Origin of the sequence: Arthrobacter sp. ISL-85 (assembly GCF_018613675.1) — a bacterium.
In the GTDB taxonomy this organism is placed as follows: domain Bacteria; phylum Actinomycetota; class Actinomycetes; order Actinomycetales; family Micrococcaceae; genus Arthrobacter.
This window is the reverse complement of sequence record NZ_JAGGPQ010000027.1, coordinates 22134-34234: the sequence shown is the minus strand read 5'-3', so window position 1 is coordinate 34234 and position 12101 is coordinate 22134. Positions and strand designations below refer to the sequence as shown.

Annotated in this window: 12 protein-coding genes; 2 read left to right on the top strand and 10 right to left on the bottom strand. The window is 66.3% G+C overall.

Annotated elements, in window-relative coordinates:
* Nucleotides 1–156 precede the first annotated feature (156 nt).
* The 10 genes from J7I84_RS19625 to J7I84_RS19580 all read right to left on the bottom strand — a co-directional run bounded on the left by J7I84_RS19625 (nucleotide 157) and on the right by J7I84_RS19580 (nucleotide 10582).
* A complete protein-coding gene (locus J7I84_RS19625; protein WP_214946195.1) occupies nucleotides 157–1020 on the bottom strand; it encodes a DUF1524 domain-containing protein in 864 nt (287 codons plus the stop codon).
* Nucleotides 1021–1490: 470 nt separating this feature from the next.
* The gene (locus J7I84_RS19620; protein ID WP_214946194.1) at nucleotides 1491–3371 is read right to left on the bottom strand and encodes a hypothetical protein; all 1881 of its coding nucleotides are present in this window, start codon (nucleotides 3369–3371) and stop codon (nucleotides 1491–1493) included.
* Entirely contained in the window at nucleotides 3368–4294 is a 927-nt protein-coding gene (locus tag J7I84_RS19615) for a hypothetical protein (RefSeq protein WP_214946193.1), read from the bottom strand. Before J7I84_RS19615 ends, J7I84_RS19620 begins: the two co-directional genes overlap by 4 nt.
* A gap of 527 nt (nucleotides 4295–4821) precedes the next feature.
* Nucleotides 4822–5691 carry a DUF1295 domain-containing protein gene (locus tag J7I84_RS19610; RefSeq protein ID WP_214946192.1) on the bottom strand — a complete coding sequence of 290 codons (870 nt, stop codon included), beginning with the start codon at nucleotides 5689–5691 and terminating at the stop codon, nucleotides 4822–4824.
* 500 nt (nucleotides 5692–6191) lie between these two features.
* A complete protein-coding gene (locus J7I84_RS19605; RefSeq protein WP_214946191.1) occupies nucleotides 6192–6338 on the bottom strand; it encodes a hypothetical protein in 147 nt (48 codons plus the stop codon).
* Nucleotide 6339: 1 nt separating this feature from the next.
* Nucleotides 6340–7725: an OFA family MFS transporter gene (locus J7I84_RS19600; RefSeq protein ID WP_214946190.1), complete on the bottom strand. Its 1386-nt coding sequence runs from the start codon at nucleotides 7723–7725 to the stop codon at nucleotides 6340–6342.
* Nucleotides 7726–7892: 167 nt separating this feature from the next.
* The gene (locus J7I84_RS19595; RefSeq protein ID WP_214946189.1) at nucleotides 7893–8702 is read right to left on the bottom strand and encodes a slipin family protein; all 810 of its coding nucleotides are present in this window, start codon (nucleotides 8700–8702) and stop codon (nucleotides 7893–7895) included.
* A gap of 127 nt (nucleotides 8703–8829) precedes the next feature.
* Nucleotides 8830–9402 carry a DUF1254 domain-containing protein gene (locus tag J7I84_RS19590; protein ID WP_214946188.1) on the bottom strand — a complete coding sequence of 191 codons (573 nt, stop codon included), beginning with the start codon at nucleotides 9400–9402 and terminating at the stop codon, nucleotides 8830–8832.
* Nucleotides 9399–10073, bottom strand: coding sequence for a DUF1214 domain-containing protein (locus tag J7I84_RS21945; RefSeq protein ID WP_214946187.1), 675 nt, complete (start codon nucleotides 10071–10073; stop codon nucleotides 9399–9401). The genes J7I84_RS19590 and J7I84_RS21945 overlap by 4 nt, the downstream gene beginning before the upstream one ends.
* Nucleotides 10070–10582: a GNAT family N-acetyltransferase gene (locus J7I84_RS19580; RefSeq protein WP_214946186.1), complete on the bottom strand. Its 513-nt coding sequence runs from the start codon at nucleotides 10580–10582 to the stop codon at nucleotides 10070–10072. Before J7I84_RS19580 ends, J7I84_RS21945 begins: the two co-directional genes overlap by 4 nt.
* 51 nt (nucleotides 10583–10633) lie before the next feature.
* Between J7I84_RS19580 and J7I84_RS19575 the strand changes: the two genes are divergently transcribed.
* Nucleotides 10634–11524 carry a potassium channel family protein gene (locus J7I84_RS19575; protein WP_214946185.1) on the top strand — a complete coding sequence of 297 codons (891 nt, stop codon included), beginning with the start codon at nucleotides 10634–10636 and terminating at the stop codon, nucleotides 11522–11524.
* A gap of 41 nt (nucleotides 11525–11565) precedes the next feature.
* On the top strand, nucleotides 11566–12072 hold the full coding sequence (locus J7I84_RS19570) for a DinB family protein (protein ID WP_214946184.1): 507 nt from the start codon (nucleotides 11566–11568) through the stop codon (nucleotides 12070–12072).
* Nucleotides 12073–12101: the final 29 nt, after the last annotated feature.

Here is a 12101-nt window from a genome sequence, read left to right as displayed (position 1 = left end):
GCGCGACCACCTTCACCAGGAAGATCGCCCCAGTGCCGTCGCTGGTTGCCCTCCCCAGCGACGGCGGCACCCGGGCAGGATGCCGCCGTCGTAAGCCCTAATCCCCCGGCCGAACGGTGGGCGCTGGACGCGCGCAAGAGCCGTGACCGGGCGTACTCAGCCCTCGCAGGCCACGCCGTCGCCGTCGCCGTCCAGGCCGGCGCGGTACCCCGGGGTGCCGGCGTAGAGCGGCGCTGCTCCGGCGGCGACCACATCGGCGCAATTGGCGTAGTAAACGGTGGTGGCAGCGGAAGCAGGCTGCACGGTGGTCGGCGCAGGCTGGCCCGGGCAGTTGGCGAGGATGCCCGCGATCGCATCGTGCTCCGCCTGCGTCACCCACAGGCTGTAGCGCGCCTTCACCGAAACCTGCCGTGCCACGTACTCGCACCGGAAGCCCTTGACCGGAGGCAGCCAGGTGGCGGCGTCGCCGTCGCCCTTTTGCTGGTTGGTGGGCCCGTCCGTCGCCTGCAGGTTGAGCGGGTCGTTGGCGAACGCAGTCCGCCGCTCCGTGGTCAGCTGCTGGGCGCCCTTCTGCCAGGCGTCGCTGAGTGCAACCACATGGTCGATCTGGACCGCGCTGCTGGTGGTGGTGCCGCGGACGAAGTCGATGACGGTGCCCGTGTAGGGGTCGGCGAGCACGCCGGTCTTGACCGTGCACGGGACGCTGTTGACGTAGGTGATGTCCGTCAGGTCCCGGTTGAGGATGTCGTTGCGGGTGTCGCAGCCGTTCTGGTCCACGTCCGCCCATGTGGGCCCGAACAGGGACCGCTCGTACCCGGTCTTAGGCGCCCGGCCCTTGATTGGGAGGGTTTCGAGCAGGTCCGCGGCCTGGACTGTAGCCGTCGCGGTGGTGCCCGTGTCGGCAGCCACCGCCGGCAGGTTGGCACCGAAGAGGGCCAGCAACACGGAAACGACGACGGCGGCCGCCCAGCGGGTGCGAGGTGCGGGCGTTGTCTTGGGCAAGGACGTGTGGCTGGACATGCAATTCCCCCGGGTTGTGCATGAAAAGTTGGGTGCGTCAGCCCCCATTATGCTGACGCCACGAACGAGCCTAGCGGTGCCGCCTCACTCGAATTACCGGTTTTCCCCGATCTGGGGCAATCCTTCCCGACTCCTGCGCGAAACCTGCGGCGGAAGCTATGACGGCGCAGCGAGGGCCTCCCGCGCCCGCAAAGCGTTGCTACCAGACTCAGACCGCTGCCTGTCAGGGCGCCGATTCGCCGATGGACGGCTCGTGGGGTTTGCGGACGCGGGCGAAGAACTCATAGATGAAAAAAGGATCGTCACGGCGATGGCCTTGCATCCGTATTGACGGGTCCCTCACGGACGGGAGTACTCCCCTTGATGGCTTAAATGGTCTCTGATGAACGGGCGACGGCGGCACCCAAACGGGTGCCGCCGTCGTTGATCGAGACCTGCTTCGGGCAGGCCTTACCCGTTAATCACTCGGGTCACCCTGCTGGCCGAACCACGATGGCCGAGCCGCACTGGTTGACGGTAGTGCCGGAGCTTGAGGTCGCGGTGGCGGTCTTCGTGCCCGTGGCGGACGTAGCGGTCAGCAGGAGCGAATCGACCTCGATGGCCGCGTTCGACTTGGATGCAATGCCGGACGTTGCGTCGCCGAGCTCGGACATCCCCGTCGGTGGCGCGAATGACGTGGTTGCCGAGTTGGTGCCGTTCCGCGCCCCGTGTGCCGTCAGCAACAACGCCCCCGGAGTTACGGGCGTGATCGATGGCGCCCGGACTGCCGGGTATGCCACCCCACTGTTGGTGTCAGTGGCAGGTGTGACGTCCAGTGGCGTGGTGGTGTTTGCGCCCTGTACCGCAACCGTCGACCAAGCATACCGGGAGGCGGGTTCAGGCACGTTGGGCGCACTGTCCCCTGCCTGCATCACCCGGTACCAGACCGCCTGGTGTGCCGAGGTGGATCCGGCGCTGGTGAAGTCGCCCACTGCCTGCGTCCATCCCGTTGGGGCAGAGGTGTTCGCCGAGCTGGAAACAGTCACCTGCGAGAACAGGAACACTGTGTCCCCCGGTTGCCAGCCTGCCGGCAGGGTGGGCGTGTACGAGCCTGATGCAGTCAGCTCGCCGGCTCCGGTTGCCGTCGACCGGACCGAGACCGCTGTCGGCGTCGGCGAGGTCGTTGTCGGCGTAGGAGTCGGTGTGGGCGTTGGCGTTGGGGTTGGGGTCGGTGTGGCTGTGGCCGTCGGGGTCGGCGTGGGTGTGGCTGTGGCCGTCGGCGTCGATGTGGGTGTTGGCGTGGGTGTCGGCGTCGGGCTCGGTGCAGGTGCCGACCTGGTGACTGTGAAACTGTCCGTGTAGGTCCCGCCGGAGGCACGGACGAATGAACCCGTCAAAGTAGTGCTCGTTACGGACACTTTCAGGAAGCCGTACGTTGGGTTGTTGTTGCTGCCCATGAAACTCTGGAAGTACGGCGCCGTCGTGGTGTTGTTCTCGCTGTTGATCGACCTGCCGCCCGACCCCACCGTGGCCAGGATAGTCCCGGTTCCGGCGGCGAATTGCCCGTTGGGGTTCGTATCAGCCACGCAGTCAGGGTTGAAGCTGCTGACTGGGATTGCCGTGCAACTGCCCTTGAACGCGAGAGGATAGCTGCGCGCGTAGGCGTGGTCGTGTGCCTGAAGGTACAGATCCACCTTCTTGGACACCAGCATGTTCATCAGGTCAGGGCTGGCGGCGCAGGGGTAATTGACCATGGACAGGCAGTACATGTGCATCCCCACGACGATGAACGGGATCCCGGCAGCGCGCGCCGAGTCAATTGCCGACGTCACGAACTTGTAGCCCTGGGTGCCGGACTTGTACGACCAGTCAAGGCCCGAACCGCTGTATGTCAGCTTCGGGGAAACCATGATCATCCGGACCAGGGGGCTGCTGGCCGGGTAGTCGGTGTAGAACTGCTGGGCATAGTTCCCGACTGAGCCGAGCTTGTCCGGGAGGCAGGAAGCGAACTTGGACCACAGCCCATCGGGTCCGTCGTCCTCGTGGTTGCCGGTGATGAATTCATAGGGCATGGTTCCGGCATGCTGTGAGACGAACGAGCACCAGGCAGACTCCGGGGTGATCTGGGAATATGACAGATCACCGAGGTTCATCATTGCCCCGACCCCTGCGTTGCGCGCGGCGTCGATCACCTTCCCAGTCACTGTGTTGCCACCGGTGTCGCCGGCGAAACCCAGGCTCACCGAAGTCGCGGCGGTAGCCTGCTCCCGTGAGGTGGCGAGGAAGTAAACATTTGCGAGGACAAGGGCGGTGCCCAGCAGAACTGCCAGCACTCTGCGCAGTGGATGGCGCATGGGCCCGTGGCCGTTCACTTGCAGCTCCATTCGGTTGCGCGGCGAAGTCCGTCAACTGCCGCGGAGTAACCGACGACCACGGTGGTGGCACCCTGACGTGAAACGGAGGTTGCCGCCCCCGACACTCCAGCGAACTGGCTGTCGGTACCTGGGGGCAGGATCCGCGCGCTCTTGCCCATCCACATCACCGCTTGGGGCCGGGACCCGCGGAAGGACGGACTGCTGCCCGTTCCCACGGCGATCCCCGCAGCGCCTGCCTGCGCGCTTGAAGAGGGACCGGCGGCCGCTGTGCCTACGTCCGTGACGCCGGAAGCGTCCCATGTGGCTGCGTGGGTTCCTTGCGGTACGGCACTCTGGCCCAGCGCCTGCCCGGCGGAGTCGATCCCGAGTACTACACCGCCCCGCCCGGCAACGGTTGGCAAGGCCCGGGGGGCGCCGGTCGGCGACCACAGGACCGGAGTTGCGTCGTCGCCAAGGGCCACTCCGCCGGCAGTGCCGTCGGGGCCGACCGCGAATGCATGACCGCCGCGTGCACCGGACGGCAGCGTTAGCTCCCGCGGGGCGGAGGTCACGGTGGACCAGACGGCGGGTCGCTCGTCCTCGTCAGCGCCGGGTCCGTCGGAGTGCTCCTCGTCAGCGACCAAGGCCCCGGCTACAACGCCGTTGTCCGAAATCACTGACGGGAGGGCGATATCACCCGGGCTGACGGGGAGCAGATGGTACTGCCCGTCCTGCCACCACCAGCCCACGAGGGCCTGGTTGGCGGCGTCGTACCCGGTACCCACGACCACTCCAGCCGCGTTCACCGACGCAGGCGCCGCCGCGTCAAGTGGGACGTTGATAGGTGCCGGCTGACCGTCACGCCACAGCACGGGCGCGGACTCACCCGCCGCGTTATCGGCGAGTCCGACCGCCAGGCCGTTACCGGTAGCTGCGGTCACGTTGCTGCCCCTGCCGCCCAGGCCCGGAAAAAGCCGCACCGAGCAGTTCGTGGCAGGCGGCAATTCCGGTCCTGCGGCCGTCGCAGCAACCGGCATCAGCACCATGCCACCCTCAATCGCAAGCAGGAGCGCCGTCAGCATCGCCTGAGGCCGCAAGTCACGGGACCCGGGTGGATGATGACCTCCGGAGGGATCTCCTCCCCGCGGTAAGCCAAGCCACGAAATCTTGCCGTTGCTGCCCCGACCGCCTTGTCGACCTAATCCACCGTCTCGCATAGTTGCTCCCCAGAGTTGGAATCCCTGCCCCAGCAGCATTTACATGGCAGACGGCCATTCGCATGGCCGCACTGTCGTTTGAGACTAGGAGTCAGGGCAAGGGGAAGTCACGAGTAACAGATACCTGCTTCCGCGCATGCACCGTACCTCCCTAACACAACTGTTCTGGATATCCCTCAGGTCCCCAGCGGCCGGTACCACCGCGGCACCCAACCCGCGTGCCGCCGTCGTACGCCTTGCCCGAAGAAGTCCTACCTGAACCTGGGCACCAGCACCGGAGTGTTCTTCTTGTACTCCTCGTAGTCCGCCTGGCCGCCCCACTTCTTGTCCGCCTTCTTCTCCAGGGGCGGCACGCCGCTGCCTTTGGTCAGCAGCAGCGCCACGAACACCGGCGAAATCAGGGCCGCCCACTGCCAGCCCTGCAGCACCGGCAGGGCGATGATGGCCACGCCCACCCACAGCGTGATCTCGCCAAAGTAGTTGGGGTGGCGGGACACGGACCACAGGCCCGTGTTGATGAAGCGTCCCTTGTTGGCGGGAACGTCCTTGAACCGGTTCTTCTGCAGGTCCGCCAAGGTTTCGATGGTGATGCCCACGAGCCACACCAGCAGGCCCACCCAGAAGAACCCGTCCAGGCCCACCTTCTTGTCCGAGGTGATGGCCACCCACGCGAGTGCCGCGGTGAGCACCACCCACAGGCCCTGGATGGTCCACGTGTTCAGGAAGCGGAAAAAGTCCGGCTTGAGCTCATCAAAGCGGTCGTCCTTGCCGTGCTTGCTGATCCGCAGGAACAGGAAGCTGCCCAACCGCGCGGCCCACAGCACCACCATGGCCGCCAGCATCATGCCGCGGGCGTCTACGCCCGGCGATGCCAGCACCAGCAACACCGTGATGGAAATGTAGGTCAGGGCACCGGTGAGGTCGTAGAACTTCTCCGTCTGCGCCTTGTAGGAGGGGATGAACACCAGCCACTGGATCACGAAGGCGATGGCAACCCCCAGCGCAAAGACCGGGAACCCGCCGATCCTGGATCCGCCCTGGCTTCCGGCGAGGGCGATGAGCACCGCCACCACCACGGCGATGACGCTGCTGATGAGGGCCTTGCGGCTCTTTTCGTTCACGGACAGATTCCTTTCCCCTGGTCCGCCGCGCGCTGCCGCACGACAGGCCGCGTCCGCACCCCTCCGGGCACGGTTGCATCCAACAACAACTCAGCCGCGCCGGCCTTGTCCACCTAGTGTTCGGAGCGGGGGCCAGGTTGTATGGGTGGAACTGCACGTTCACGGCGCTGGTGGCTGTGACGGACATTCTCTGGGGTGCCGCGGGGTGCAGCCTGGTCACGTGGGTTACGGCAACTGTCCTGCGCCGCCGGCTCGTCACTGCCGCGGCGGCCAAAAGCTGTCGCACGGGCGTCACGCCGGGCACACTTTCCGCGCACCTGCACCGACGAAACCCCGGAAACCCGGGTCCCGGCGTCGGCCGTTCCCCTGAAAGCATGCCAGGCGTGACGCCGGGGCCCCAGACTGGCCCAGTTTTCACCGGACAGCCCGGAAAACACCGGGCAGCGGAGCCCGTGCGGCCGCCAAAACTGGGCCAGTCTGACACCAAGTCGGCCAAAGGCTCACCCGAACAGCGCGGCCACCTGCGTCAATGTTTGGAAGACGCCGTAGGCCAGCGGTATGCCCACCAGGACCCAGGCCAGGGCCAGCCGGCCGGTGGACTTTTTGACCGGCTCGTGGGCGCCGTGGGTGTGTGCGGTGCTGCTCATGTCAGGCCTCCATGGAAGATGTGCGCCGCTCGGGGCGGGGTTCGTGGAATCGGGCGTCGACGGGCTTGACCAGCAGGTTGGCCACAAACCCGATGATCAGCAGCGCCACCATGGTCAGCAGCGCGGGCTGGTAGGACGCGGCATTCAGCTGGCCGGGTTTGCCCTGCGCGTCCAGGATGCCGTTGACAATCAAGGGTCCGGCCACCCCGGCGGCTGACCACGCGGTCAACAGCCGGCCGTGGATGGCGCCCACCTGGTATGTCCCGAACAGGTCCCGCAGGTAGGCCGGGACGGTGGCAAATCCGCCACCGTAGAACGAGATGATGACGAAGGCGAGCACCACGTAGAGGGCAGTGGCGGAGGACCCCGCAAGCGCAAGCACCGTGTACAGCACGGCACCCACGCCCAGGTAGACCATGTAGATCCGCTTGCGGCCGGTGACGTCGGAGGTGGCGGACCAGGCGAACCGGCCGGACATGTTGCCGATGGACAGCAGCCCCACGAAACCCGCGGCCACACCGGCACTGACCAGGGACTTGCCGTCGGACTGCCGGAAGAAGTCCTGGATCATGGGAGCGGCCTGCTCCAGGATGCCGATGCCCGCCGTGACGTTGCAGAACAGCGCCACCCACACCAGCCAGAACTGCCGCGTCTTGATGGCGTTCCTGGCCGAGACGTTCTCCGTGGTCACCAATTTGGCGGCCTTGACCTTGGCGGGGTCGAACCCTGCGGGGCGCCACCCGTCAGCGGGCACCCGGACGGTGAACGCGCCGAACAGCATGTAGGCGAGATAGACGACGGCGAGGGTCAGGAAGAGCTTTCCCACGGCATCGCCGCTGGCAACCCAGCCCTGGGCGCCGGAGTTGGGGTCGTACGCCTTGAGCAGGGCCTGGGAGACCGGGCTGGCAATCAGGGCGCCGCCGCCGAAGCCCATGATCGCCATGCCGGTGGCCAGGCCCGGCCGGTCCGGGAACCACTTGATCAGCGTGGACACCGGCGAGATGTAGCCGATGCCCAGGCCGATGCCGCCCACGAAGCCGTAGCCCAGGTACACCAGCCAGAGCTGGCGGGTGAAGATGCCCACCGAGCCGATCACGAAGCCGCCCACCCAGAACATCGCGGACGTGAACATCGCCTTGCGCGGGCCGTTGGTGTCCACCCAGGTGCCCATCACCGCGGCGGAGAGGCCCAGCATCACGATGGCGATGGAGAAGATGACGCCGACCTCGGTCAGGCTTGCCCCGAAGTGCTTGACCAGCGCGGTCTTGTAGACACTGGTGGCGTAGGCCTGGCCGATGCAGAGATGGACTGCAAGCGCCGCGGGCGGCACCAGCCAGCGGTTGAAGCCCGGCGGGGCGATGGAGTGGTCACGGTCCAGGAAGCCCATGGTTGATTCCCTTTGCTTGTCGAAGACGTCGATGTCCGATCGATCCAGGGGCGAAAGGCCTTGTAATTAGCAGGGGCCCGTTGCCTTCGGCAATCATCATGCAAAATCATCAGTAAACGTACTGTTGACGCGCCGAACGGCGGGGAATTTACGGCGAGCGGCGGCGTTTACGCCGCTTTGATGGGCGAAGTGCTGCCGGACGTTGCCGCGTGGCCTTCGCGGGCCAGGAAGGCGGACAGCTCACCAATGGTGCTCATCAGCGGGGCGGGGAAGACCACCGTGGTGTTCTTGTCTACGCCGATCTCCACCAGGGACTGCAGGTTCCGGAGCTGCAGCGCCAGCGGGTGGGCCATCATGGTGTCGGAGGCATCCCCGAGGGCTGTCGCGGCGATGGCTTCACCTTCCGCGGCGATGATCTTTGCCCTCTTTTCGCGCTCGGCTTCAGCCTGGCGCGCCATGGCGCGCTTCATGCTTTCGGGCAGCTGGATGTCCTTCAGCTCCACAAGGGTGACTTCAACGCCCCATTCGACGGTGAGCACATCGAGGATCTCGCGGATGTCAGCGTTGATCCGTGCCGTTTCGGACAGGGTCTGGTCCAGGGTGTGCTGGCCCACCACTTTCCGCAACGTGGTCTGGGCGATCTGGTCGATGGCCGCGGCCACGTTCTCGATCGCGATGACGGACTTCACGGCGTCCACCACGCGGTAGTACGCCACCGCCGAAACGTCCACGCTCACGTTGTCCTGGGTGATGATGCCCTGGGACTGGATGGGCATGGTGACGATCCGCAGGCTGACCAGGGGCAGCCGGTCGATGACCGGGATGATCAGCTGCAGCCCGGGCTCCCTCACTCCCATGACCCGGCCAAGCCGGAAGAGCACGCCCTTCTCGAATTGGCGCACAATCCGGATGGACATCTTGGCCACGATCAGCAGCAGGATGACGAGGACGATGACAACTAGTGTGGTGGGGTCCATCAGGATCCCCTCCTGGTTTGCTGGGCGGGACCTGCCGTTGCCGGGCCGGCGCCGTGACAGGTTTCCTCGCTCCATTCTCCCACCAACCGCGAAGGAGAGCTCCGCGCGGGATGACCTCGGGCCCGCTTTAGGCCTGCCGGGTCAACCGCATCTGTTTGGAGAGGTGGTAGGCCGCCTTGATGTCACCGTCGCCGTAGACCAGCACCCGGCCAATGAGGAGGACGGACCGTTTGGGCGACGCAATGTGCCCCATTCCGGCGGGGACTTCACCGTCCCAGCCCGGCCCGGTGATGAGGAAGCCACCTGCCGCGGTGCCGGTGGTGCGCCTGCCCACATACGCGAAGTTGGTGTTGTTCGACGGATTCGTGAACTGCACGCTGTAGTACCGGTCCGCCATGTCCGGTACCTGCAGGACCAGCGGTCCTTTCGAGAGGTCCAGCCAGCCCAGGGTAAGAAGCGTGTCGCGGTTTACGCCCGCGGAAGCCACCTTCGATCCACCGGCCGGCACGTGAAGGGGATCCGCGAATAGGTCCTCCCGCTGGGTGTACAGCGTATTCACGGGTATGGGCCCATCGCCGAACCCTTTCACCAGGATGGCCCGCTTGAACACGGACAGGAGCATACGGGGCCAAAAGTAGATGGCCACGAACCAGGTCGCAGCCATGACCGAACCGAAAATGAGCAGGTGTTCGAGCCTCACCGTTGCCCGCCTTCCACCCTGGCCACCGGCGGCACCCTGTAGCTGCCGTCCAGTATGGCCGCGCGGGGCTGGTACACGCGCAGCCAGAGGATGAACTTCCCGGACGGAGCAGGCAGCCAGTTGGATTCGCGGCCTGCCGGAGGCTCGTTCTGGATATGGACGTCAACGGAGCCGTCCGGGTTGGGGACGAGCCCGGACCTGTCGCCCACACTGTATCTTCGGAGGGAATTCGCGACGAACCGGTTTCCCGCGTCACCCATCGTCAGAGACCAGAAGGCATTGTTCGGAGGGAGGCCGCCCGCGGGAAAATGCAGGACGTATTCCTGCTGCCCGGTCAGCGCCGCCCCGGCACCGTCGGAGTTGGCCCACCAGTACACCGCCTCCTCCGCTGCGTTCACGGGGCCGGGGAACAGCTGCGCGCAGGCAGCGCGCATCAGCATGCCGTTGCCCGGGTTCCCCAGGCGGGGCAGGGTGGTCCACCCGTTGATCCGGACTGCTTTAATCCTGGCGTAAACCTGGGCTGTGACGAAGGCCAGGCCGAAGCCGATCAGGAAGCCCTGAAGCACGTCGCTGCGGATGGTCCGCGTGAGCGGGAGGAAGAGCATGGCAAGGATGAACGCCACGCAGACAGTCCCCACCAGACCGGCGAAGTAGGCATAGGTCCTGCTCACCGTGGTGCTCCTGCCGAAGCCCGGCGGACCAGCCGGAATTCGGGCAGCGCCTCCCACTCCGGCGGTAACGTGTTGCGCTTGCCGTCCGGCCGGAAACCCTGCTTCAGGTAGAAGGCCAGGGCCCGCGGATTGTTCTCCAGCACCCAGAGATACGACGGGCCGGAGCCGACGGCGGCGCTCACCAATGCTGCCCCGAGGCCGGTGCCATAGGTGCGCCGGAGAGTATAGATCGAGTAAAGCTCCAGCGCCTCGGGAGCGTCATCCTCCCGGCCAGGGCCGGCGTCGGCGTAGCCCACCAGATCGTTGTTGGCGTCATATGCGAGGATCCGCGGCTCCTCCGTGGCCAGAAAGGCCCGCCGGCGCTGCACCCGCTCCGGGATACTGGCCCTGCGGTGGCGGAAGAAATCCGGGGAGAGCAGGTCCGCGTAGCACTCCTCGTGCGCCAGCGTCTGCATGAGCACCACAGCCTCGGCGTCCTCCGGGGTGGCCTGGCGCAGTTCAAAGTCCATGCCGCCAGCCTAGCCAGCGGACCGGCACTCCGCGGCGCTTTAAGATGAGGCATGGACTTCGAGGGCGCGCTCTTGACGGTGGCTGGCGCCGCACTGATTCTGCTGATGATCGCCGACGTCTTCCACACCCTGCTTTATCCGCATGGCTCGGGTCCCGTGGGCCGGACCATCATGCGCGGGTTCTGGCTGCTGTCCAGGAAGGTCAGGGGCGGAGCCTCCTCCATCACCGCGCCGCTGGCCATGGCTGCTGTCATCGCCGCGTGGGCCGCCCTGGCAGCCGTGGGTTGGGCGCTGCTGTACCTCCCCCACCTGCCGGATGGGTTCGCGTACTCGACCAATGTCCCCCGGCAGGCCGACTTCGCGGAAGCGCTCTACATCTCGCTGGTGGCCCTTTCCACCGCGGGATTCGGCGAGATTGTGGCCATCCATCCGGTCCTCCGGTTGGTGATGGCCTTCCAGGCCGTGGCGGGTTTTGGCCTCCTGACCGCCACGGTTTCCTGGATCCTGCAGACCTACCCGGCGCTGAGCCGCCGGCGGGCTCTTGCCCACCAGCTCAACCTGTTCCGGGAGGCGGCAGGGCCCACCGGCATCGCCTCCCTGGACGCCCGGCATGCGGCAGGGCTGCTGGAATCGATGGCCGAAAACGTGGCGTCCGTCAGCATCGACCTCCTGTCCTTCCACGAGACCTACTACTTCCACGAGGTGGAGCAGCGCGGATCCCTTCCCGCCACCGTCGCCTACGCCCACCAGCTGGCGTCGGAGGCCCAAGTCAGCGACAACGCCGAACTACGGTTTGCCGGGCGGATGTTGTACGCGGCGCTGGATGACCTGGCCGAGGTGCTGCGCGGCAAGTTCGGCCACGTGGGAGACACCTCCTCCGACGTGTTCGACCACTACGAACTCCACCACCGGCACCGGCGGCCCCCGGAACCGCGACGGTGACCAGCCGTTGTGCATCCGTGCCGGCTTGCTAGGGTCTGCGTATGGCATCCCACTTCCACTCCATGGACGACGTCATCAACGAACCTGAGCGTGTCCAGTTCGAGTTCTTCCTGGACGAGCACCGGGCCACGCTCAACGATTGCCTGGACGGGCTCACCGAGGAACAGGCCCGCCGCCGGCTGGTTCCCTCCCGGACCACGCTGCTGGGTCTGGTGAAACATGGCACCTTCGTGGAGAAGGTCTGGTTCGATGAGGCCATCACCGGCCGTCCGCGCAGCGAGATCGGCATTCCGGCCACACCGGACGAATCATTCATCCTGGACGGCGGCGACACGATCGACTCCGTCCGGTCTGCCCACCGGGAAGCCTGCGCGAAGTCCCGGGCCGCGGCCTGCCCGTTCAGCCTGGACGATGTGGTGAGCGGCAACCGGCGGGGACCGGTCCCGCTTCGCTGGGTCTACCTGCATATGCTGCGGGAACTGGCCCAGCACTGCGGCCACGCCGACATCCTGCGCGAGCAGATCCTTACGGAGGAGAGCGCGGACTGAGGCGGTGAGGACCTCGGCAGCCCCCAGCC

Excerpts from the sequence above, each read along its gene's own strand:
- J7I84_RS19625 (WP_214946195.1), bottom strand. The coding sequence starts at position 1,020 with ATGTCCAGCCACACGTCCTTGCCCAAGACAACGCCCGCACCTCGCACC.
- J7I84_RS19605 (WP_214946191.1), bottom strand. The coding sequence starts at position 6,338 with ATGAGCAGCACCGCACACACCCACGGCGCCCACGAGCCGGTCAAAAAG.
- J7I84_RS19600 (WP_214946190.1), bottom strand. The coding sequence starts at position 7,725 with ATGGGCTTCCTGGACCGTGACCACTCCATCGCCCCGCCGGGCTTCAAC.
- J7I84_RS19595 (WP_214946189.1), bottom strand. The coding sequence starts at position 8,702 with ATGGACCCCACCACACTAGTTGTCATCGTCCTCGTCATCCTGCTGCTG.
- J7I84_RS19580 (WP_214946186.1), bottom strand. The coding sequence starts at position 10,582 with ATGGACTTTGAACTGCGCCAGGCCACCCCGGAGGACGCCGAGGCTGTG.
- J7I84_RS19575 (WP_214946185.1), top strand. The coding sequence starts at position 10,634 with ATGGACTTCGAGGGCGCGCTCTTGACGGTGGCTGGCGCCGCACTGATT.
- J7I84_RS19570 (WP_214946184.1), top strand. The coding sequence starts at position 11,566 with ATGGCATCCCACTTCCACTCCATGGACGACGTCATCAACGAACCTGAG.